We start from the raw sequence: 22665 nt of genomic DNA, 5'->3' as shown, positions 1-22665 counted from the left end.
TCAGGCGTTGTTGCGCCTGACCGCAATGCACTTGATCTCCAGAAGCAGCCCTGGATGTGCCAGCTCAGCCACGCCGATGCAGGTCCAGGCGCACTGGCCACGCGGGAAGATGCGGTTTTTCACCTCGCGAAACACCGCCATGTGTTCGCTCATGGCGACGTGATAAGTGGTCATGTCGACGATATCGTCGAAGGTGCAGCCGCCCTCGGCGAGTACCGTGCGCAGATTCTCCCAGCAGGCGATGAATTGCGCCTCGGGGTTGAGAATGACCTCCATATCCCGTGTACGTCCCACCTGGCCCGCGCAGTACAGGGTATCGCCAACCCTGACCGCAGGCGCATAGCCTGCACGGTCCATGATCGACTGCATGGTGGGCGGGATGATGAGCTCTCGGTCTGACATGTTGTAACACCTGTTCGTAACGCTTGAATGTGCAATGGCTGGTCTGGCTATCGCTGTTGCGGCCTACGCCTTGGCGGCCGGTCTGACAGCACGCCGCGGCTTTTTCGCCGCAGTGTCCGTTGTGGCGGTCTTGGCGACGCGCGTTGTGGTCTTGCGTTTTTTCTTCCAGGGCGGTTTAACGCCTGCCGGGCTGGCCGGTCCGCTGATGCTCATACGCATGCCGACGCAACGGCTCACCTGTTTGCTCATCCACGCCGCCTGTTTGGCGACGAACTCTTCAAGGCTCATTTCGCCGCTCTGGACCATGTCCAGCGCCTGTTCCCAGATGGCGGTGGTGCCCGGATCGGCGATGGCACGGGGCACGGCGTCGATCAGGCTGAAGGCTGCCGGAGCTGCGCACAGCGACTTGCCCTGCTTGGTCAGGTAGCCACGGTCCAGCAGGCCTTGAATGATCCCGGCGCGGGTGGCTTCGGTGCCGATGCCGGTGGTGTCCTTGAGCTTCTGTTTGAGCAGCGGGTCTTCCACCAGTTTGGCGACGTTCTTCATCGCCTTGATCAGGTCTCCCTCGGTGAACGGCTTGGGCGGCTGGGTCCAGAGGTCCTTGAGGATGACCTCGGCGACTGCACACTCGCAGCCCTGAAACAATGCCGGCAACGGCTGCGGGGCAGGCGCTTCGCGACCCTTGGCCGGGGCCAGCGCTTCGGGCATTGCACGCTTCCAGCCCGGCTCGACAATCTGCTTGCCCACCGCACGCAGCGCGTGGCCTGCACAGTCGAAATCGGCCTGGGTGCGGTCGTATTCATGGTTGGGCAGAAACTGAGCCAGATAACGCGCCCTGATCAGGGTGTACACCGCTCGCGGTTTACCGCTCAGACGTTCTACGCCGCGTACAGCTGCGGTGGGAATGATGCCGTGGTGGGCCGTCACTTTGCTGTCATTCCAGGCCCGTGACCGACGTTGTGGGTCGAGGTGCGGCAACAGGTTTGCCAGCGCAGGATCGGCCTTGCACAGCGCCGCGATGATGCCTGCGGCTTCACCGTGCTGACTGTTCGGCAGGTATCCGCAATCGCTGCGCGGGTAGGTGATGACCTTGTGGGTTTCATACAGGGACTGGGCGATGTCCAGGGTTTCCTGCGCGCCGAGCCCGAGCTTTTTCGAGCAGATTTCCTGCAGGGTGCCCAGGTCGAACGGCAAGGGCGCCGCTTCGCGAATGCGCTCGGTGCGCAGCTTGACCAGCCGTGCGCTGGCTGCGGCGCGCATCGCTTGCGCAGCCTGTTGCGCCAGCGCCTGATTCAGGCAGCGGTCCTGATCGTCGCAGGCATCCGAGGGTGCGCGCCACTGGGCAATGAACGCCTGATTGTCATGCAGCAGCCTGACGTCGATAGCCCAATAGGGCGCCGGGACAAAGTTGGCGATACTGCGATCACGGTCCACCACCAGTCGCAGGGTCGGGGTTTGTACCCGGCCGACCGGAAGGACGCCCTGATAACCGGATTGCCGACCCAGCAGGGTGAACAGGCGGCTCATGTTCATGCCGATCAGCCAGTCGGCACGTGATCGGCCCAGTGCCGAGTGATACAGGCTGAACGTATCGGCACCGGGCTTGAGCGCCGCCAGTGCCTTGCGGATCGAGGCGTCATCCAGTGCCGACAGCCACAAACGCTGAATCGGCCCGCGATAGCGACAGTGCTCGATCAGTTCGCGGGCGATCATTTCGCCCTCACGGTCGGCGTCGGTGGCAATCACCAGCTCCGTCGCTTCACCCAGCAGCCGCTTGACTGCCTTGAACTGGCTGGCGGTTCTGGGCTTGACCAGCATCTTCCATTTTTCCGGCACGATGGGCAGGTCTTCCAGTACCCAGCGTTTGTAACGTGCATCGTAGGCATCGGGCGGGGCGGTTTCCAGCAGGTGGCCGATGCACCAGGTTACCGTCGCATTGGCACCCACCCAGCAGCCGTCGCCACGCCGGGTTGCGCCGAGCGCGGCCGCAATATCTTTGGCCTGGGAGGGTTTTTCGCAGAGAAACAGCCGCATGACTACCGTCGTCGATTACCGGTGCAAGGGCTGCAAGGATGAACGTTGAATGCGTAGCGGGCAAGTTTTATCTGTATGGATATACAGATAAACGCGCTGTGCGGCCGCTGCAATCGACCGCCTGACGCCATGCCCGCTTGCGCGGTTCCGCCTCTAGAGTTGCCGGTGGCTCAGCTCAACAATTCGGAAAATGCCTTGTCGGCTTCCAGCACCGCCGGCAGCCCGGCAAACAGCGCGTCCAGATCGATGCCTTCCATCAGCGGCCCGCCTGACGCCTGCTGCGCCTGAGGTGTCGCGCCGCCGTGAGCTTCCAGGGCATCCGAAATGGTGATGGCCTGGGCGACGATCCTCGGCAGCGATGCGTCAGCCGGTGCCTTCATCGGCGTTGCCTGATAGGCGATAGCCTGTTGAATGACCTTGGGCAGATGCCAGCGACTGGCCAGTTCTGCACCGACCTCCGGGTAGCTGAAACCCAGTTGCAGGGTTTCGCTGGCCGCACGCCCTGGCGTTCCGGCTTTGGCGGCGTTGTTCAGACGCTCGGCAACATCGGGTGCGCCAGTCTGGATCAGTAACTCACCGATGTTATGCATGACCCCGCAGGTAAAGGCGATTTCAGGGTCGACGCCGGTCTGTTTCGCCAGCATCCGGCAGATTCCTGCCACCTGAAAGCTTTTGAGCCAGAACCCCTTGAGATCAAAACTCGGCCCGGCCTTGAATGCACCGGTCACTGCCGAGGCCATGACCAGCGTACGCAGCGTATTGAAACCCAGGCGCATGGCCGCGTCTTCGATACTTGAGGATTCCCTCGAGCCGCGAAAGCGTGCCGAGTTGGCCAGGCGCAGTACCTTGGCGGCAATCACCGGGTCCTTCTCGATGTTGCGGGCGATGCTTTCCAGGTTCGAAGAGGGATTGTCAAATTGCAGCATCAAGTCCTGAGCCACTTTGGGAATACTCGGGAGGCTGTGCAAACCGTCAAAAAGTTGCTCGATACTTGGCATGGCGGGGCCATCCTGTGCAGGGCGGGGGATGATTTCAACCATAGCCAGTTTTTCCTGTTCTGCACGCTTGAGTGTCAATTGTGGGAGGGATGTCTCGACGCACGATGAAAAAAATAATCAAGGACTCGTGGATCGCGCCGATATGGCGATACAAGCGTCTCTGTAAGGTTTCGATACTCGCACCTGTCTGGTGATTGACGCCGCGGCAGGTGTATCGGCTCCGGTTGCTGAACGGCCTGTGGGTTGTAACGTGAAATAGACGGCACTGTTGTGAAGTTTGATTGGCGATCCAGAGATCGTCCTTATTGGTTTTTTGCCGTGGAAGTAACCGCTATGAAAAGTCTGGGTTTCAGCAAAAAGATCCTTCTCGCCGCCGCATTGATTGTGGTCGTGGCGTTCAGTGTGTTCATTGTCGTCAATGACTATCGACAACGTCAGTCGCTCAAATCCAGCGTCAAGTCCGAGTTGCAACAACTGGGTACGCTCACCACACAAAACATTCAGACCTGGCTGGAAAGCCGCATGCAATTGCTGCAGTCGATGTCGCAGCAAATCGCCGCGGATGGCAAGGAACTGCCCCAGTTGCAGCGCGCCATCGGCCTGCCTGCCTACAGCGAAAGCTTTCAACTGAGCTACTTTGGCAGCACCGAAGGCGTAATGTTCTCGGTGCCGTCGGCCAATCGCCCGGCTGACTACGATCCGCGTGCGCGTGGCTGGTACAAGGCGGCACAGAATGCGCCGGGCACCATTGTGACCGAACCCTACATCGCGGCATCCTCCGGCAAGCTGGTCATGACCATGGCCACCCCGGTCAAGTTTCAGAATCAGTTCGTGGGCGTGGCCGGTGCTGATATCGCTCTGGACAACGTCACCAAGATCATCAACTCGCTGAACTTCGATGGCCATGGCTATGCATTTCTGGTCAGTGCCGACGGCAAGATTCTGGTGCATCCGGACAGCAAACTGGTGCTCAAGAACATCAGTGAAGCCTACCCGACCAATACTCCGAAAATTACTACCGGCGTGACTGAAATCGACTCCGGTAAAAAGCCGGAGATCATTTCCTTCACGCCTGTTCAAGGTGTTTCGACGGCCAACTGGTACGTGGCACTGGTCCTCGAGCAGGATTCCGCCTATGCCATGTTGGCCGAGTTCCGTGCCTCGGCCATCACGGCCATGGTGGTAGTGGTGGTGGTGATCATCCTGCTGCTGGGCCTGTTGATTCGCGTGCTGATGCAACCCTTGCATCAGATGGGTCGGGCGATGCGTGACATCGCTGACGGCGAGGGCGATCTGACCAAGCGTCTGGCAATCACCTCGCAGGATGAGTTCGGCGAACTGGCCGAGTCGTTCAACCGTTTCGTCGAGCGTATTCACACCTCGATCCGTGAAGTGGCTTCGACTGCCGCGCAATTGGGTGAGGTTGCCACCCGGGTGGTCAAGGTCTCCAACGCCTCGATGGGCAACTCCGACCAGCAGGCCAACCGTACCGAAAGCGTGGCGGCGGCGATCAACGAACTGGGCGCAGCAGCCCAGGAAATCGCCCAGAATGCGGCACGCACCTCGCAGCAGTCGAGCGATGCGAGCGGCCTGGCCAGCGACGGCCAGAACGTCGTGCAGCAGACCATCAAGGCGATGAACGAGCTGTCCGGGAAGATCAGCGAGTCGTGCGTGAACATCGAAAGCCTGAATGGCAAGACTGCCAACATCGGGCAGATTCTCGAGGTGATCACCAGCATTTCCCAGCAGACCAACCTGCTGGCGCTCAACGCAGCCATCGAAGCAGCGCGTGCCGGTGAAGCAGGGCGCGGGTTCGCGGTAGTGGCCGACGAAGTACGCAACCTGGCGCATCGCACTCAGGATTCTGCCCAGCAAGTGCAGACCATGATCGAAGAGCTGCAGGTCGGCGCTCGCGACGCAGTGACCAACATGACCGAGAGCCAGCGTCAGAGCGAGGACAGCGTCGGCATCGCCAACCTGGCCGGCGAGCGTCTGGGCAGCGTGACCCGCCGTATCGAAGAGATCAACGGCATGAACCAGTCGGTCGCGGCGGCAACCGAGGAACAGACCTCGGTGGTCGAGTCGATCAATGTCGACATCACTCACATCAACACCCTCAACCAGCTGGGTGTCGACAACCTGCGCCAGACCCTGGAAGCCTGCAACTCGCTGGAAGAGCAGGCTGCCCGTCTGCAGCAACTGGTAGGCAGCTTCCGGATCTGATCCGGCCACTCTCTGCGCCGTTGCTCATACCCGGGCGGCGCAGACAGAGCATCTGGAATCGCATCCCGACGCCCTGCATCGCTGACCATGTGCGCATCGCAACAACATCTGCGACAAACTGTTATGACCCCGTCATTCGAGCTTCATGAGGCTGCAACAACACAGGTTCAGTTTGGTTGACAACCGAATGCGACCTGTCCCGGGTTGTGTGCAGACCGAGAAGCCTCATGAACGAAGCCATTCATGTACAAGGCCTGAACAAGACCTTTTCCCACAAAAGCGCGCTCATTGACCTTGCGTTGTCTATACAACCCGGCGAGATGGTTGCGCTGATTGGCGCTTCCGGTTCGGGCAAGTCAACGCTGCTTCGGCATCTCGCCGGCCTGGCGTGCTGTGATCGCAGCAATGGCGGTCAGGTTCAGGTACTGGGGCGCGAGGTTCAGTCCTCCGGTCGCCTCAACAGCCAGGTGCGACGTTTGCGCGCCGATATCGGCTATATCTTTCAGCAATTCAATCTGGTCAACCGCCTCAGCGTGCTCGACAACGTCCTGCTCGGTTGCCTGGGGCGCATGCCGCGCTGGCGCGGCAGTCTGGCGCTGTTCAATAACGAGGAAAAACAGCGTGCGATGGTCGCGCTGGAAAGGGTCGGGCTGGCAGACCTTGCTGCGCAACGGGCTTCGACCCTGTCCGGCGGACAGCAGCAGCGGGTGGCGATTGCCCGTGCCTTGACCCAGCGCGCCGAAGTGATCCTCGCCGACGAACCGATTGCCTCGCTGGACCCGGAATCGGCCCGACGTGTCATGGAAATTCTCGCCGACATCAACCGCCGCGACGGCAAGACGGTCGTGGTGACCCTGCATCAGGTCGATTATGCCGTGCGCTATTGCCCGCGTGCTGTGGCCCTCAAGTCCGGGCGCATCCATTTTGATGGCCAGGCGCAGGACCTCAGCAAACAGTTCCTCAACGACCTCTACGGTGCTGACGCGGATGCGAGTCTGATGATCACCGAGCGAAGCCAGCGCGTGCGGCAAAAAGCCCGCCTCACGCTGGCCAAGGTCTGACGTCGCTTCAACATCCCCCACCTGACATTTTCCGGAGAGCCTGCATGTTCAAGCGTATCGGTCGTCTTCTCGCCTCTGCCGCCTTGCTGACTGCCTGCGCGTTGGGCACGGTCCAGGCCGCAGAAGAAAAAGCCATCAATTTCGGCATCATGTCCACCGAGTCTTCGCAAAACCTGAAAAGTATCTGGCAGCCGTTTCTCGATGACATGAGCCGCAAGACCGGTCTTAAGGTCAACGCCACCTTCGCCTCGGACTACGCCGGCCTGATTCAGGGCATGCGCTTCAACAAGGTGGACGTGGCCTGGCTGGGCAACAAGGCGGCGATGGAAGCGGTGGACCGCTCCAACGGCGAGATCTTTGCCCAGACCTCGGCCGCCAACGGTGACGCGGGCTACTGGAGCCTGCTGATCGTGCGCAAGGACAGCCCGATCAATAGCGTCGAAGACATGCTCAAGAACGCCAGGAGCCTGACCTTCGGCAACGGTGACCCGAACTCCACTTCGGGCTATCTGGTGCCAGGTTATTACGTGTTTGCGAAAAACCACGTCGATGCGTCCACCGCCTTCAAGCGCACCTTGAACTCCAGTCATGAAGTCAACGCCCTGAGTGTTGCCAAGGGGCAGCTGGACGTTGCGACCTTCAACACCGAAAGCTGGGATCGCCTGGCCGTGACCCAGCCCGACAAGGTCGAGCAACTCAAGGTGATCTGGAAATCGCCGCTGATCCCGGCCGACCCGATTGTCTGGAGCAAGGCGCTGTCGGACCAGGACAAGGCCAGGATTCGTGAATTCTTCACCAGTTACGGCGATACCGATGAAGAGAAAACCGTCCTGAAGAACATGCAGATGGGCAAGTTCCTCAAGTCCAGCGACGACCAGTTGTTGCCCATTCGCCAGCTCGAACTGTTCAAGCAGCGCACCGAAGTGGTGGCCAGCACCACGCTGGATGAGCAGGAGAAAGCCACCCGTCTCAAGGAGATCGATGCCAGCCTGAGCAAGTTGCAGGAGCGTATCACCGAGCTGAACCAGAAAACCGCAGGCAGCTCCGCAGGTTGAGCCCGCCGTTCACGATCAGGAGTTCGTCATGACCACTCACGTTGCCTATACCCAGGTTGCGGGCAAACCCAACAGGTCCCGTTATCTGGGCTGGGGCCTGTTGCTCGCTGCACTGGCCTGGGCCTGGCACGGCGCAGAAATGAACCCGATGGCACTGGTTCGCGACTCGTCGAACATGGCCACATTCGCCGCCGATTTCTTTCCCCCAGACTTCCGTGAGTGGCGCAGTTACCTCAAGGAAATGCTGGTGACTATCCAGATCGCTCTGTGGGGCACGGCGCTGGCGATTGTCTGCTCCATACCGCTGGGCATTCTGTGCGCCGAGAACATCACGCCGTGGTGGATTCATCTGCCGCTGCGGCGCTGCATGGACGCTTTTCGTTCGATCAACGAGATGGTCTTTGCGATGCTGTTCGTGGTCGCCGTCGGGCTGGGGCCGTTCGCCGGGGTGCTGGCGCTGTGGATCAGCACCACCGGGGTCCTCGCCAAACTGTTCGCTGAAGCTGTCGAAGCCATCGAGCCCGGACCGGTCGAAGGGGTGCGCGCCACCGGTGCCAGCGCCTTGCAGGAAGTCATCTACGGGGTCATTCCGCAGGTCATGCCGCTGTGGATCTCCTATGCTCTGTACCGGTTCGAATCCAATGTGCGCTCGGCAACCGTGGTAGGAATGGTCGGCGCAGGCGGCATCGGGGTTATTCTCTGGGAAAACATTCGCGCTTTTGCGTTCGTCCAGACCAGCGCCGTGCTGCTGGTGATCATCGTTGTGGTAAGCGTCATCGACATCATGTCGCAGCGCCTGCGCAAGCAATTCATCTGACAGAAGAGGGGTGTTCAATGAACACTTTTTTTAATCATGCAGTTGTCTAGACAAGATAGTCCGATGTACCGCGAGCTCGCCAACATTTTGCGTGAAGAGCTGACCACCTATCAGCCCGGCGATTTCCTGCCCGCCGAATTCCAGCTGGCCGAGCGCTTCAGCGTCAACCGCCACACCATTCGCCGCGCGGTCGATGAACTGGTGCGTGAGGGCAGCGTGTTGCGACGTCAGGGCAAAGGCACTCAGGTGCTGGAGCGTCCGCTGATTTACCCGATGCAGGCTGACAGCGCCTACAGCAAATCCTGGTCGGCGCAGGGCCTGGGCGTGGAAGCGATCCTGCTGCGTCGTCAGGAATGTCAGGCCAGCCGTGAAGATGCCCGGCATCTGGGAGTGGACGAGCACGCGCCGCTGATCGAACTGCAGACACTGCGCAAACTGGACGGCCAGGCGGTCAGCCTGATCTTCCACCGCTACAGCGCCCGCTACAGCGATTTGCTGGCCGATTACCGCGGCGGCTCGGTGCGCCAATACCTGGCCGAGCGCGAGTTGCCGTTGAGCCGTGCGCAGAGCCTGATCGGCGCCCGCCTGCCGTCCCGTGAAGAGGCCGCGTGGTTGCTGATGCCCCGACACATGCCGGCGCTGACCGTACTGACGGTTTCCTGCGACGCGGCGGGGCTGCCGGTGGAGCTTTCCCGCTCGGTCAGCCGCGCCGATCGCTTCCAGTATCAAGTGGCGACTCCTTTCAAGACGACCTGACACCGAGGTGTTCCATGCAAGCAACTCCCGAAACAACGGCGCGTCAGCACTGGATGGGCGTACTGGCCCGCGCTCATGCCGATCAGCCGAGCCGCGAGCAGTTAAACCGCCACGAAGGGGCGCTGCGCGACACCGATTACCAGATGATCCGCGCCCCGGAAATCGGCATGACCCTGGTGCGTGGCCGTATGGGCGGCACCGGTTCAGCCTTCAACCTTGGCGAAATGAGCGTGACGCGCTGTGTGGTGCGTCTGGCTGATGGGCGCACCGGCTACAGCTATCTGGCGGGACGCGACAAGCGCCACGCTGAACTGGCGGCGCTGGCCGACGCGCATTTGCAAGGCGCGCAGCAGGCCTGGTGGCTGTCCGAACTGATCGAGCCGCTGGCGCGTGCACAAGCCGAGCGTCGGGCGCGCAAGGACGCCGAGGCCGCGGCAACCAAAGTCGAATTCTTTACCCTGGTCCGAGGAGAAGACTGATGAACGCCGTTCTTTTGCAACCTGCCTTCAGCGATCCGGTACTGGATGCCCAGCGCAGTTTTCGTGTCGCCCTCAAGGCGTTGTCCGGGCCGGGCGTGATCCAGACCTTGCCCACCGCGCATCAGCCGCCGGCCTTGCAGGGCCTGGACAGTGCAACCCACGCCTTGTGCCTGGCGTTGCTGGACCTGGACACGCCAGTGTGGCTGGCACCGGCATTCGATACCCCGGCGATTCGCGCGAACATTGCCTTTCATTGCGGCAGCCCGATTGTCACTGAGCGGCACGCAGCGCGCTTCGCGTTGCTCGATGCGGCGACGGCCCTGCAACTGCACGATTTCGATACCGGCAATGACCGCTACCCGGATCAGTCCTGCACCTTGCTGATCCAGCTGCCTGACCTGCAAGGCGGGCGGATGCTTGCCTGGAGCGGTCCGGGCATCGAGCGACACCATTCGGTGGCCCTGCCGCTGGATCAAGGTTTCTGGGCCGCACGTGAAGCGCGTAATGTTTTTCCTTGCGGGCTGGATGTGTTCTTGGTCTCGGGCAATCGACTGCTCGGCTTGCCACGCAGCACTCGCGTGCAGGAGTGTGCCTGATGTACGTCGCGGTCAAGGGTGGCGAACAGGCCATCGATAACGCTCACCGCCTGCTGGCCAGCAGGCGTCGTGGCGACACCGGCATCGCTGAACTCGACGTCGAGCAGATCCGTCAGCAACTGCCGCTGGCGGTAGCACGGGTCATGAGCGAAGGGTCGCTTTACGACCCGCAACTGGCTGCACTGGCGATCAAGCAGTCGGCGGGCGATCTGATCGAAGCGATCTTCCTGCTGCGCGCCTACCGCACCACGCTGACGCGCTTCTGCGCCAGCCTGCCCATCGACACCTCGGACATGCAGCTCAACCGTCGCTTGTCGGCCACGTTCAAGGACCTCCCCGGCGGTCAATTGCTGGGGCCGACCTTCGACTACACCCACCGTTTGCTGGATTTCACCTTGCTGGCCGAAGGTGAGCACCCGGGCCCGGAAGTCACCCCGCACGCCACGCTGGAGCCCTGTCCGCGAGTGCTCGGGTTGCTGGCCAAAGAAGGGCTGATGAAGCCCGAAGTCGACGATGGCGAACGCGTAGCGGACATCACCCGCGAGCCCCTGGAGTATCCCGCCACTCGTGCCCAGCGCCTGCAGGCGCTGGCGCGTGGCGATGAGGGGTTTCTGCTGGCGCTGGGTTATTCGACCCAGCGCGGTTATGGCCGCAATCACCCGTTCGCCGGGGAAATCCGTATCGGTGAGGTGGAAGTCTGGATAGAACCTGAAGAACTGGGCTTCCCGATCGTGATTGGCGACATCGAAGTCACCGAATGCGAGATGGTCAATCAGTTCGTCGGCTCGGCCAGCGAACCCGCGCAGTTTACCCGCGGTTACGGTCTGGCGTTCGGCAACGCGGAGCGCAAGGCGATGGGCATGGCACTGGTGGACCGTTCGCTGCGCGCTGAGGAATTCAATGAAGAGATCGTCTCACCAGCCCAGCAGGAAGAGTTCGTCCTGGCGCACTGCGACAACGTTGAAGCGGCGGGTTTCGTCTCGCACCTCAAGCTGCCGCATTACGTGGACTTCCAGTCCGAACTGGAGCTGATTCGCAAGCTGCGCACGTCTGCACCGAAACCGGGGAGCGACCAATGACTCATGCACCGACGAACACCGCACAGCAAAGGCCTGCACGGGACGAGGCCTACAACTTCGCTTATCTGGACGAGCAGACCAAACGCATGATTCGCCGCGCCTTGCTCAAGGCGGTGGCGATCCCCGGTTATCAGGTGCCGTTCGGCGGCCGCGAAATGCCGCTGCCGTATGGCTGGGGCACCGGCGGGATGCAACTGACCGCGGCGATCCTGGGCGCCGATGATGTGCTCAAGGTCATCGACCAGGGCGCTGACGACACCACCAACGCGGTCTCGATCAGGCGTTTCTTTGCCCGCACGGCCGGCATCGCCACCACCGAACGCACGCCCGAGGCGACGGTTATCCAGACCCGTCACCGGATCCCGGAAACACCGCTGCACGCCGATCAGATCATGGTCTATCAGGTGCCGATTCCCGAGCCGCTGCGTTTCATCGAGCCCTCGGAAACCGAGACCCGGACCATGCACGCGCTGGATGATTACGGCGTCATGCACGTCAAACTCTACGAGGACATCGCCACTTTCGGCCATATCGCCACCAGTTACGCCTACCCGGTGATGGTCGATGAACGCTATGTGATGGACCCGTCGCCGATTCCCAAATTCGATAACCCCAAGCTGCACATGAGCCCGGCATTGATGCTGTTCGGTGCGGGGCGCGAAAAGCGTCTGTACGCCGTGCCGCCGTATACGCAGGTGGTGAGTCTGGACTTTGAAGATCACCCGTTCGAGGTGCAACGCTGGGAGCAGTGCTGTGCTATTTGCGGCAGCCATGATTCCTTTCTCGACGAGCTGATTCTCGACGATGCCGGGACGCAGAGCTTTGTCTGTTCCGACACCGATTACTGCGCCCAGCGCGTCAAACAGCAGGAGAACGACCGATGATCAGTGCACGTTCACTGGACCCGGCGGGCGAGCGCCTTCCCGAGGCTGTGCAGCCGCTGCTCAAGGTACGCGGTCTGACCCGTCTGTACGGTGTGCAGAAGGGCTGTCAGGACGTCAGTTTCGATCTGTATCCCGGTGAAGTGCTGGGCATCGTTGGCGAGTCCGGCTCGGGGAAATCCACGCTGCTCTCGCTGTTGAGCGGACGTTGCCCGCCGGACCGCGGCAGCATCGACTATCGCAGCAAGGAGGGCGACTGGTTCGACCTGTACAGCGCCAGTGAGGCGCAGCGGCGCACGTTGCTGCGCACCGAGTGGGGCTTTGTCGAACAGAATCCGCGCGATGGTCTGCGCATGGGCGTGTCGGCCGGCGCCAATATCGGCGAGCGTCTGATGGCGCAGGGGGTACGCAATTATCAGCAGTTGCGCGGTGCCGCGCTGGACTGGCTGACCCAGGTGGAGATCGATCCGCAGCGCATCGACGACTTGCCGCGGACCTTTTCCGGCGGCATGCAGCAGCGCCTGCAAATCGCCCGCAATCTGGTCTCCAGCCCCAGGCTGGTGTTCATGGACGAACCCACCGGCGGGCTCGACGTGTCGGTGCAGGCCCGCTTGCTCGATCTGTTGCGCGGGCTGGTGCGCGAACTGGATCTGGCCGTGGTCATCGTCACCCATGATCTGGCGGTCGCGCGGCTGCTGGCTGACCGGCTGATGGTCATGCGTCGCTCGGAAGTGGTCGAAAGCGGCCTGACCGACCAGATTCTCGATGACCCGCAGCACCCGTATTCGCAACTGCTGGTGTCCTCGGTATTGCAGCCATGAGCCGCACTGTCCGAACAGCCTGTACAGAAGAGGTGAGCCCGATGACAACGTTGATCGAGGTCCGTGACCTGTCGAAAACCTTCACCCTGCATCAGCACAACGGCGTGGTCCTCAATGTGCTGCGCGGTCTGAATTTCTCGGTGCGCGCTGGCGAGTGCCTGGTGCTCAGCGGGCAATCCGGCGCGGGCAAAAGCACGCTGCTGCGCACCCTGTACGGCAATTACCTGCCTGCCGCCGGCAGCATTCGCGTGCAGCATGAAGGCGAGTGGACTGAACTGGTTGGCGCAACCCCGCGCCAGGTGCTTGAGGTGCGACGCAAGACACTCGGCTACGTCAGCCAGTTCCTGCGCGTGATCCCGCGTGTGTCCAGCCTGGACGTGGTCATGGAACCGGCCCTGGCGCGCGGCTGGTCCCGTGAGCAGGCGCAGGATCGCGCGCAACTGCTGCTGGGGCGGCTGAACATTCCGCAGCGTTTGTGGCCGCTGGCGCCCAGTACGTTTTCCGGTGGCGAACAGCAGCGCATCAACATCGCGCGCGCATTCATGGTGCCATGGCCGGTGCTGCTGCTCGACGAACCGACTGCGTCGCTGGACGACGCCAACCGCCGGGTGGTGCTGGAGCTGGTCGACGAGGCCAAACAGGCCGGTGCAGCCCTGATCGGTATTTTCCATGACCGCGATGCCCGCGAGGCAGTCGCCAATCGTCAACTCGACATGACCCCGGTGGACCTCACCGCCAAGGAGTTGCTGCAATGCTGAACGAACAGGTTTTCAGTAACGCCCGCGTGGTGACGGCCGAGCAGGTATTCACCGGCACTGTGGTGGTCCGTGACGGCCTGATTGCCGAGGTCGAGAGTGGATGCAGCCAGTTGAGTCAGGCTCAGGACATGCAGGGCGATTACCTGCTGCCGGGGCTGGTGGAATTGCACACCGACAACCTCGAAAAGCACCTGTCGCCGCGTCCGGGTGTCGACTGGCCGTCGATGTCGGCGGTGATCAGCCACGATGCGCAAATCGTCGCGGCGGGGATCACCACGGTGTTCGACGCACTGTCGATCGGCGACATCAACCCCAAAGGCAAGCGCATGCAACAATTGCCCGCCATGCTGCAGGCGATTGCCGACGCCAACGCGGCAGGCCTGACTCGTGCCGAGCACCTGCTGCACCTGCGCTGCGAGGTCAGCCACCCGGATACCTTGAGCGTGTTTCGCGATCTGGTGGACCAGCCACTGGTGCAACTGGTCTCGGTGATGGACCACGCGCCCGGCCAGCGTCAGTTTGCCCTGGAGTCCAAGTACCGCGAGTACTACATGGGCAAGTACCACATGAACAACGAGGAAATGGACCGTTTCATCGTTGAACAGGTGGCCAACTCCAACGAGTACGCCGACCGTTACCGGCGTGCGATCGTCGAACTGTGCCTGGCGCGCGGCCTGTCGATTGCCAGCCACGACGATGCAACCATGGCGCATGTCGAGGAGTCGGCGGGTTTCGGCATGAACATCGCCGAGTTCCCGACCACACTCGAAGCGGCCCGTGGCTGTCGGCAACTGGGCATGAGCGTGTTGATGGGCGCACCGAACATCGTGCGCGGCGGCTCGCACTCCGGTAACGTGGCGGCAGCATCGCTGGCCACGGACGGGCTGCTGGATATTCTGTCCAGCGATTACTACCCGGCCAGCTTGTTGCAGGCTGCATTCATGCTCGCCGCTCAGGACAACGCATGTGACCTGCCGCAGGCGATCAACATGGTCAGCCACACGCCGGCCGTGGCTGCCGGGTTGGCGGATCGTGGTGAAATACGTGTCGGGCTGCGCGCAGATCTGATCCAGGCACGTGATCATGCCGGCCTGCCGGTTATCGACAAGGTCTGGCGACAAGGCAAGAGGGTGTTTTGATGGTTGGCAGGTTGATCTATCTCATCGGGCCGTCCGGATCAGGCAAGGACAGCCTGCTGGACGCGGCCCGGGATACCTTGGCGCAACGTGATTGCCGGATCGTTCGGCGGGTCATCACCCGTTCCGCCGAAGCGGTGGGCGAGGCGGCGCAGGCGGTGACTGTCGAGCAGTTCGAGCAGATGCGCGAGCGAGGCGCGTTCGCCCTGAGCTGGCAGGCCAATGGTCTGCACTACGGCATTCCCGTCGAGATCGATCAGTGGCTGCTGGAAGGCCATGACGTCCTGATCAACGGCTCCCGGGCGCATCTGCAAAAGGCGCAGGCGCGCTATCCCACGCTGCTGGCGGTGTTGCTGACGGTCAATCAGGAGGTGTTGCGCAAGCGCCTGCTGGCACGCAACCGGGAAAGCCTCGCGGAAATCGAGGAGCGCCTTGCGCGCAACTCGCGCTTTGCCGGAGATTTGCTGGCGAGCAACCCGCAGGTCTTCCCGCTGGATAATTCCGCTGACCTGCAACACACCGTTGCCACGCTGCTCGGCCTGCTCGACAAGCGTCACGCATGCGCCTGACCCTGTTGGGCACCGGTGACGCCCGGCAGGTGCCGGTCTACGGTTGTCAGTGTGTGGCGTGTGCTGCCGCGCGGACCAATCATGATCTGCGCCGCTTGCCGTGCAGCGCGCTGATCGAGTGCGCCGACCAGCGCTGGTTGATCGACAGTGGCCTGACCGACCTCACCGAGCGTTTCCCGCCGCGCAGCCTGAGCGGGATTCTGCAGACGCATTACCACGCCGACCATGCGCAGGGGCTGTTGCACCTGCGCTGGGGCCAGGGGCTGGTGATTCCGGTGCACGGCCCGGCGGATCCGGAAGGCCTGGCCGACCTCTACAAGCACCCTGGCATTCTGGATTTCAGCCAGCCATTCGCGGCCTTCGAACGCCGTGCACTGGGCGCGTTGCAGGTCACAGCGCTGCCACTGACGCACTCAAAGCCTACGTTCGGCTACCTGTTCGAAGGTGACGGGCAACGTTTTGCCTACCTGACCGACACCGTCGGCCTGCCCGACGACACCCGCGAGTACCTGCAACGTGCACCGCTGGATCTGCTGGTGCTCGACTGCTCGATGCCTCCACAGCCTCAGCCGCCGCGTAATCACAACGACCTGACCCTGGCGCTGCAAACCATCGAGTGGCTGCGACCGGGCAGGGCGGTGCTGACGCACGTCGGCCATACGCTGGATGCGTGGTTGATGAGGCACTCCAAACAGTTGCCGGGCAATGTAGTGGTGGGGAGGGATGGTATGACGGTGGTCTGAGCGACGTCTTCACATCGCCCCGATCTCCGGCTTGCCCGTTCTCGACCCGCCATAAATCGGCGGATGCGTGACGATGTGGGTCAGGTCGACCGCCGAGGCCAGCAGTTTCTGCAGGTCGGGACGCGGACGTGACAGGCGTGGATCATTCAGTGTTGCCTGCTCGATCGCTGCAGCGCAGGCCAGCAGCTTCGCATCGCTACGAAACCCGCCGATGACCTGCAGCCCGAACGGCATGCCGTTGTGGTCGGTGCCGCAGGGCAGGGACAGCGCCGGGTTGGTGGTCAGGGTGATGGTGTAGCACAGCGCCAGCCAGCGGTAGTAATTGTCCAGGGGCACGCCGTTGACTTCGCGCAGGTACAGCTCGCTCCAGGGGAAGGGCGAGACTGGCGTGGTGGGCGCGAGGATCAGGTCGTATTCCTCGAATTGTTTCTGAAAACCGCGAAAGATCCGGCTTTGCTCGCCATGCGCCTTGACGCAGTCCTGCAAAGACATCGCGGCACCCATGTCGAAATTGGCGCGGGTGTTGGGCCCCAGTGCATCAGGATCGCAGTCGTGAGCGTCCTGCAGCCCGGCGACGAAGGCTTCGGCACGCAGGACGTCGAAGGTGCGATGGGCGCTGGTCAGGTTCAGGTCGATGGCTTCGCAGGACTTGAACAGCGATTTCAGGGCGCTGATCTTTTCCCGAAAGACGGCACGGATTCTGTCATCCACAGCACACGCGCCGAAGTCTTCGCTGTAGCCGACGCGCAACTGGCTGAGGTCGATCGGGCGCGGTGCGAACTCGTCGGCGGCGATGGCATAACTCAACGGGTCGGACTGCCCCAACCCGGCGCTGGCGCGCAGTTGCAGCAGGGTATCGGCAACATTGCGGCCCATGGGGCCTACCACTGAAATCGGTGTCCAGCCGAGCTTCTTGCGTTCGCTCGGCACCAGCCCAGGTGAAGGACGCAGGCCGACGATACCGCACAGCGCTGCGGGAATGCGCAGCGAACCGCCGGTGTCCGAGCCGCTGCACAACGGCACCATGTCCACGGCCAGTGCGGCGGCTGATCCACCCGAGGAACCGCCGGCATTCAGTTCAGGATTGAACGGGTTACCGGTCGCGCCCCACACCACATTGCGGGTATTGGCGCCTGCGCCCAGTTCCGGAACATTGGTCTTGCCGACCATTATTGCCCCGGCCGCACGCAGGCGCGCGACGAACAGGTTGTCCTGCGCGGGAATGTTGTCGCGAAACAGTTGCGAGCCGTAGGTGGTGAGGACCCCGGCGGTTTCTTCCAGGTCCTTGATGCCGATTGGCAGGCCATGCAGCAGCCCCAGCGGTTCGCCTTGCATAACGGCCTGTTCGGCCAGCAGTGCCTCGTCGCGGGCGCGCTCGAAACAGGTTGCGGCGAACGCATTGATCTTCGGGTTCAGGCTTTCAATCCGCTCGATACAGGCGTCCAGCAACTCCACCGGAGAGAGCTGTTTGTTGCCGATCAGCGCACGCAGTTCGGTGGCGGATTTACCGAGCAGCTCGGACGAGTTTTGCATGGAGTGTTCCTCGCTGGAGTTAGGTATAACGCTGGGTGCGGAGTAAGGGTACGATACTGGCCCGAATGTTCATCGTTCCGCACGCTCCGCGTGGGAATGCAGTTCGTGACGCTCTGCGTCACACATCCCCCAGCGCCAGAATCGTCGCGACCAGTGCCTGGCCTCTGGGCACCAGGGTGTTCAGTTCCAGGTACTCGCGGTCGGTGTGGACCTTGCCGCCCACCGGGCCGAGGCCGCACAGGGTCGGGATCCCCAGGCTTGCGGTGAAGCCCGAGTCGGCGCAACCTCCGGTGAATTCGCCCTCCACGCTGAAACCCAGCTCCTGCGCGAGGCCCTGATAAATACTCAGCAACTCGGTACTGTGCCGGGCTTCCATCGGCAGGAAGGTGGTGGCTTCCAGCAGTCTGGCCGACGTGCCGGACAGTTCCTCTTCGGCGACGATAGCCTGCACGGCTGCAAGTATTTCCGCCCATTGGCGAAGCTCGACAAAACGCACGTCGAGCTTCGCCGTGGCGCTGGGCGCTACCGTATTGCTGGAGGTACCGCCGGAGATCAGCCCGACATTGGTGGTGATGCCCGCCGCGTAATCAGTCAACGCATGCAACTTGATTATCTTTTGCGCCAGCGCCTGAATGGCGCTGGCGCCGTCGGCATGATTGACCCCTGAATGCGCCGCGCGGCCGCTGACTTCGATGATCAGCGTGGCACCGCCTTTGCGCGCGCTGACCACATTGCCACTGGCGCGTCCCGGCTCGGGGTTGAGCACCGCGCGCGCCTGGCGGGCGTAGTGTTCGATGTGATTGCGAGCGCTGGCGGAGCCGATTTCCTCGTCGCCGGTATACAGAATCTGCACCGGGAACGGCAGCGGGCCTGCGCGCTTCAACGCCTTCAGCGCAAAGCAGTTGAGCACCAGTCCGCCTTTCATGTCGGCCACGCCAGGGCCGTAGGCCAGCTCGGCGTCCCTGGTATAGCCGCGGGTGGACGTGGTGCCTTTCGGAAACACCGTGTCGCGGTGCCCAAGCAATAGCACCGGCTTGCCGGGTCCACCGGGCAGTTCAGCTAGCAGCACATCGCCGAAACCCTCGACCGGGATACGCTGGACGCTGATTCCGTCAGCCTGCAATTGCGCGCAGAGCAGCTCACCGACTGCGTCGACGCCGACCTTGTCATAACTGTTGGAATCGGTATCGACCAGGCGCTGCAGCAGCGCTTCCATCGCCTCATATTGCTCAGCCAGCCACGCAGTGGCGTGCAGTTGTGCTTCATTCATTCACTCAGCTCCTGTGCCCGTTGTTCCCGGGTCAGTCGTGCGCCGTCCGTGCCCAGGTCCCAGAACAGTCCGGCCATGATTTGCAGGCTCTCCTTGACCACCGGAGCCAGCAAGTGCTCGTCAGGTGCATGCTGCGAGCACGCCGGGTATGAGTGTGGCACCCAGACCGTCGGCAGGCCCAGCACTTCAGCGAACACGTCATTGGGCAGCGAACCGCCCAGATTGGGCAGCAGCGCAGGTTTCTTGCCCGTGGTGGCGGCCAGCGAATCCAGCGCCCAGCCGACCCACGGGCTGTCCGGCGACAGGCGCGTGGCGTGCATCACGTCCATGCGGGTCTGCCTGACCTCGACGCGATCGAAGCCATGGGCATCCAGGTGCGCGCGCACCGCGGGGATGAAGGCGTTGTAATCGCTGTCGACCACAAAGCGAATGTGACACAACGCGTGAGCCTTGCCGGGAATGGCGTGTACCGGGGCGTCCGGGTTGCCGGTCTTGAAAGCGAGCACGTCGAGGGTGTTCCAGCCGAAGACTTTTTCGCTGAGCGACAGCGCCGGGTTGCCCCAGTCGGCGTCGATGTCCGGGTCGCCGGGGCCGCCGCCGACCTCGATATCCGCCAACGCGGCCTTCACTGCGTCAGGGATGGCTTTGGGCATCAGCCCTGCAACTTTCACCCGGCCATGCTCATCGACCATGCTGGCGATGGCATTGGCCAGAATGATGCCCGGGTTAGCCAGCAGGCCGCCCCAATTGCCGGAATGGTGCGCGCCTTCGCGCAGGTTCACCGTCAGCTCGAAGTTGAACACCCCGCGCGAGCCGAGAAACAGGGTAGGGCGTGCCGCTGCGAGGCGCGGGCCATCGGAGGCGATAAAGATGTCGGCGGCGAGCTCTTCAGAATGGGCCTGGCAGAACGCGCTCAGGCCGGGAGAGCCATCTTCTTCGCCCATTTCCAGAAGCAGTTTGACGTTGAAGCCCAGCTTGCCATCGCGAGCCTTGAGTGTCTGCTCCAGTGCCGTCAGGTTGATCAGGTGCTGGCCCTTGTTGTCGGCGGTGCCGCGCCCGTACCAGCGCTCGCCACGTTCGATCACCTGCCATGGCGACAGGCCGGTCTGCCACTGTGCGTCATAGCCGCGAACCACGTCGCCGTGGCCGTAACTGAGCAGCGTCGGCAGTTCAGCGGCTTCGATGCGCGTGGCGATCATCAGCGGGCCACGCCCGGCGACCGGGTTGTCATGCACGGTAACGCTGAAACCCAGGCGCTCGACATGCGGGGTGATGAACTCATGAAGATAACGATACAGCTCGGGCAGGCTCTCGGCCTCCTGGCTCTGGGTCGGGTAGGCAACGCTTTTGCCGAGCAGGGCGAAAAACGCGCCGTTGTCGAACTGTTCAGTGACGTTTTCGATGGCGTGCGAACGGCTACTCATGAGGGTATCTGCTCCAGAGGTTTCGAGGTGTCGTGCAGGTGGCAGCGAACGGTTCCGCCTTCCATGCGGCCAATGGCCGGGGCTTTTTCCTTGCACACCGGCATGCACGCCGGGCAGCGCGGATGAAAGGCGCAGCCGGACGGCGGCGACATGGGATTGGGAAAGGTCCCGTGCAAACCCAGGTCGGGAATGCCCAGGTGCGGGTCCGGGGTCAGCACCGAGTCCAGTAACGCCTGGGTGTAGGGATGGCCGGGCCGGGCGAACAAGGATTCGCGGCTGCGCTCTTCAACGATCCGCCCCAGGTACATGACCGCCACGCGGTCGGCCAGATGTTCGATGACGGCCAGGTTGTGGCTGATCAGCAGGTAAGTCAGGCCGAACTCCTGCTTGAGGTCCTGCAACAGATTGAGGATCTGCGCCTGCACCGAAACGTCCAGCGCCGAAGTCGGCTCGTCGCAGATCAACACATCCGGACGCATCACCAGCGCCCGGGCAATCGCCACACGCTGGCGCTGGCCACCGGAAAGCTGGCTCGGGTAACTGTCGATCACGCGTTTGGGCAAGCCGACCACGTCCATCATCGCTTCGGCGCGCTGGCGACGTTCTGCCGGGGTGCCGATGCCATGCACGATCAGCGGCAGCGTGACGATCTCGCGCAGGGTCTTGCGCGGGTTGAGTGACGAGTAGGGGTCCTGAAAGATCGGCTGAATGCGCCGCGCCATCTCCTTGCGGTCGGTGCCGGCGAGGTGCTTGCCGTTGACCAGTACGTCGCCGCTGCTGGGCGCAAGCAGCCCCAGCAGCATCTTCGCCAGGGTACTTTTACCGCAACCCGATTCGCCGACCAGCCCGAGTGTTTCGCCGCGCATCAGGCGCAACGACACACCATCGACGGCTTTGAGCGTGGCATCGGGTTTGAAAAAACCACGACTGATGCTGAATTCGCGGCGTATATCGCACAGCTCCAGCGCAATGTCTTTCTTGACGCTGGCAGTCGGAACCTGTTTCACGGCGGTATTCATGACGGTGCGCCCTCACGGTGAAACACAGGTTCGGCGCCCGCTGCGGCAAACAGGCAGCGAGTCATGTGGTTGTGGCTATTGATCGGCGGGACGTCGTCGGCGCAGGCCGGGATCGCCTGCGGGCAGCGATTGCGAAATGCGCAGCCGTGTTGCTCGCCCACCAGACTGGGCACCAGCCCTGGAATCGACCCCAGCGGCTGGCCCGGCTGAGTGCGTCCGGGGATCGGAATGCTCGCCAGCAAGCCGCGGGTATAGGGGTGTTGCGGGTTCTCGAACAACTCGATGGCCGGGGCGGTCTCGACGATCTGTCCGGCGTACATCACCGCGACCCGGTCGGCGATACGTGCCACCAGCCCCAGGTCGTGGGTGATGAAGATCACGGCCAGACCCAGCTCCTTCTGAATGTCGCGGATCAGGCGCAGGATCTGCGCCTGAATGGTCACGTCCAGCGCAGTGGTCGGTTCGTCGGCGATGATCACGTCCGGTTCGCACATCAGGGCCATGGCGATGATCACCCGCTGGCGCAGGCCGCCGGACAATTGGTGCGGATACTGGCGCAAGCGCTCGCCCGCGTTGCTGATTCCGACTTTATCGAGCATCTGCGCGGCGCGCTGCAGTGCCTCCTTGCGCGACACCTTGCGGTGTCGGGTGAGCACTTCGCTGAGCTGATCGCCAATGCTGTAGGCCGGGTTCAGCGAGGTCATGGGCTCCTGAAAGATCATCGCCAGACGGTTGCCGCGCAGGTCGCACATCTGCCGCTCGCTCTGGGTCAGCATGTCGATGCCGTCCAGGCTCAGTGTCGTTGCGGTACGCCGGGCCTTGCGCGGCAGCAGGTCCATGAGCGCCAGCGAAGTCAGGGATTTGCCGCAGCCTGACTCGCCGACGATGCACAGCATTTCGCCGCGCTCGACCTGAAAGTCCAGGCCGCGCACTGCGTGAAGCGTGTCTTGCCCGAGAGGAATCTCGACGCGCAGGTTTTCAACATGTAACAGCGCCATGTGCGTATCTCCT

22 protein-coding genes and 1 pseudogene are annotated in these 22665 nt (G+C 62.5%); 15 read left to right on the top strand and 8 right to left on the bottom strand.

Going from position 1 to position 22665, the window contains the following annotated elements:
- The 3 genes from QRN50_RS20455 to QRN50_RS20445 form a co-directional block, all read right to left on the bottom strand.
- Positions 1-402 (bottom strand): RidA family protein, encoded by a 402-nt coding sequence (locus tag QRN50_RS20455; protein WP_011267535.1) that lies wholly within the window; start codon positions 400-402, stop codon positions 1-3.
- A gap of 63 nt (positions 403-465) precedes the next feature.
- Positions 466-2436: a DNA topoisomerase III gene (locus tag QRN50_RS20450; RefSeq protein WP_096126679.1), complete on the bottom strand. Its 1971-nt coding sequence runs from the start codon at positions 2434-2436 to the stop codon at positions 466-468.
- Between the two features lie 170 nt (positions 2437-2606).
- Entirely contained in the window at positions 2607-3434 is an 828-nt protein-coding gene (locus QRN50_RS20445; protein ID WP_024638442.1) for an HDOD domain-containing protein, read from the bottom strand.
- A gap of 333 nt (positions 3435-3767) precedes the next feature.
- On the opposite strand from QRN50_RS20445, the pseudogene QRN50_RS26010 reads away from it, so the two are divergent.
- From QRN50_RS26010 to phnP, 15 genes and pseudogenes are all read left to right on the top strand, one after another.
- Positions 3768-4799 (top strand): annotated as a pseudogene (locus QRN50_RS26010) (HAMP domain-containing protein); the annotation flags it as partial.
- Positions 4800-4892: 93 nt separating this feature from the next.
- Positions 4893-5657 (top strand): methyl-accepting chemotaxis protein, encoded by a 765-nt coding sequence (locus QRN50_RS26005; protein WP_370661143.1) that lies wholly within the window; start codon positions 4893-4895, stop codon positions 5655-5657.
- 227 nt (positions 5658-5884) lie between these two features.
- Positions 5885-6718, top strand: a complete 834-nt coding sequence (phnC, locus tag QRN50_RS20435) for a phosphonate ABC transporter ATP-binding protein (protein ID WP_011267538.1) — start codon at positions 5885-5887, stop codon at positions 6716-6718.
- A gap of 44 nt (positions 6719-6762) precedes the next feature.
- The gene (gene phnD / locus QRN50_RS20430; protein WP_011267539.1) at positions 6763-7773 is read left to right on the top strand and encodes a phosphonate ABC transporter substrate-binding protein; all 1011 of its coding nucleotides are present in this window, start codon (positions 6763-6765) and stop codon (positions 7771-7773) included.
- 28 nt (positions 7774-7801) lie between these two features.
- A complete protein-coding gene (gene phnE / locus QRN50_RS20425; protein WP_011267540.1) occupies positions 7802-8590 on the top strand; it encodes a phosphonate ABC transporter, permease protein PhnE in 789 nt (262 codons plus the stop codon).
- A 36-nt stretch (positions 8591-8626) separates the two neighbouring features.
- Positions 8627-9346, top strand: coding sequence for a phosphonate metabolism transcriptional regulator PhnF (gene phnF, locus QRN50_RS20420; protein ID WP_024642913.1), 720 nt, complete (start codon positions 8627-8629; stop codon positions 9344-9346).
- Between the two features lie 14 nt (positions 9347-9360).
- The gene (gene phnG, locus QRN50_RS20415) at positions 9361-9825 is read left to right on the top strand and encodes a phosphonate C-P lyase system protein PhnG (RefSeq protein WP_058399482.1); all 465 of its coding nucleotides are present in this window, start codon (positions 9361-9363) and stop codon (positions 9823-9825) included.
- A complete protein-coding gene (phnH, locus tag QRN50_RS20410) occupies positions 9825-10421 on the top strand; it encodes a phosphonate C-P lyase system protein PhnH (RefSeq protein WP_058399483.1) in 597 nt (198 codons plus the stop codon). The genes phnG and phnH overlap by 1 nt, the downstream gene beginning before the upstream one ends.
- Positions 10421-11500: a carbon-phosphorus lyase complex subunit gene (locus tag QRN50_RS20405; protein ID WP_024638435.1), complete on the top strand. Its 1080-nt coding sequence runs from the start codon at positions 10421-10423 to the stop codon at positions 11498-11500. The genes phnH and QRN50_RS20405 overlap by 1 nt, the downstream gene beginning before the upstream one ends.
- A complete protein-coding gene (locus tag QRN50_RS20400) occupies positions 11497-12384 on the top strand; it encodes an alpha-D-ribose 1-methylphosphonate 5-phosphate C-P-lyase PhnJ (RefSeq protein ID WP_003403604.1) in 888 nt (295 codons plus the stop codon). The genes QRN50_RS20405 and QRN50_RS20400 overlap by 4 nt, the downstream gene beginning before the upstream one ends.
- Positions 12381-13202: a phosphonate C-P lyase system protein PhnK gene (gene phnK, locus QRN50_RS20395; RefSeq protein WP_003403603.1), complete on the top strand. Its 822-nt coding sequence runs from the start codon at positions 12381-12383 to the stop codon at positions 13200-13202. The genes QRN50_RS20400 and phnK overlap by 4 nt, the downstream gene beginning before the upstream one ends.
- A gap of 41 nt (positions 13203-13243) precedes the next feature.
- Positions 13244-13960 (top strand): phosphonate C-P lyase system protein PhnL, encoded by a 717-nt coding sequence (gene phnL / locus QRN50_RS20390; RefSeq protein WP_058399484.1) that lies wholly within the window; start codon positions 13244-13246, stop codon positions 13958-13960.
- A complete protein-coding gene (locus tag QRN50_RS20385) occupies positions 13954-15099 on the top strand; it encodes an alpha-D-ribose 1-methylphosphonate 5-triphosphate diphosphatase (RefSeq protein WP_003403601.1) in 1146 nt (381 codons plus the stop codon). Before phnL ends, QRN50_RS20385 begins: the two co-directional genes overlap by 7 nt.
- Entirely contained in the window at positions 15099-15665 is a 567-nt protein-coding gene (gene phnN, locus QRN50_RS20380) for a phosphonate metabolism protein/1,5-bisphosphokinase (PRPP-forming) PhnN (protein ID WP_003403600.1), read from the top strand. Before QRN50_RS20385 ends, phnN begins: the two co-directional genes overlap by 1 nt.
- Positions 15656-16408, top strand: coding sequence for a phosphonate metabolism protein PhnP (gene phnP / locus QRN50_RS20375; protein ID WP_024642918.1), 753 nt, complete (start codon positions 15656-15658; stop codon positions 16406-16408). Before phnN ends, phnP begins: the two co-directional genes overlap by 10 nt.
- Before the next feature lie 9 nt (positions 16409-16417).
- Here the strand turns inward: phnP and QRN50_RS20370 are convergent, their stop codons facing one another.
- The 5 genes from QRN50_RS20370 to QRN50_RS20350 form a co-directional block, all read right to left on the bottom strand.
- Positions 16418-17941 (bottom strand): amidase, encoded by a 1524-nt coding sequence (locus tag QRN50_RS20370; RefSeq protein ID WP_058399485.1) that lies wholly within the window; start codon positions 17939-17941, stop codon positions 16418-16420.
- A gap of 118 nt (positions 17942-18059) precedes the next feature.
- Entirely contained in the window at positions 18060-19211 is a 1152-nt protein-coding gene (locus tag QRN50_RS20365; protein WP_096126678.1) for a M20 family metallopeptidase, read from the bottom strand.
- Positions 19208-20635, bottom strand: coding sequence for a M20 family metallopeptidase (locus tag QRN50_RS20360; RefSeq protein ID WP_024638430.1), 1428 nt, complete (start codon positions 20633-20635; stop codon positions 19208-19210). The genes QRN50_RS20365 and QRN50_RS20360 overlap by 4 nt, the downstream gene beginning before the upstream one ends.
- A complete protein-coding gene (locus tag QRN50_RS20355; RefSeq protein WP_054092302.1) occupies positions 20632-21654 on the bottom strand; it encodes an ABC transporter ATP-binding protein in 1023 nt (340 codons plus the stop codon). Before QRN50_RS20355 ends, QRN50_RS20360 begins: the two co-directional genes overlap by 4 nt.
- On the bottom strand, positions 21651-22652 hold the full coding sequence (locus QRN50_RS20350) for an ABC transporter ATP-binding protein (protein ID WP_024652364.1): 1002 nt from the start codon (positions 22650-22652) through the stop codon (positions 21651-21653). The genes QRN50_RS20355 and QRN50_RS20350 overlap by 4 nt, the downstream gene beginning before the upstream one ends.
- Positions 22653-22665: the final 13 nt, after the last annotated feature.

This window comes from Pseudomonas sp. MEJ108 (assembly GCF_030208985.1).
In the GTDB taxonomy this organism is placed as follows: domain Bacteria; phylum Pseudomonadota; class Gammaproteobacteria; order Pseudomonadales; family Pseudomonadaceae; genus Aquipseudomonas; species Aquipseudomonas fragariae.
Note: the sequence above shows the minus strand (reverse complement) of the source record. Positions and strands in the feature narration are given on the sequence as shown.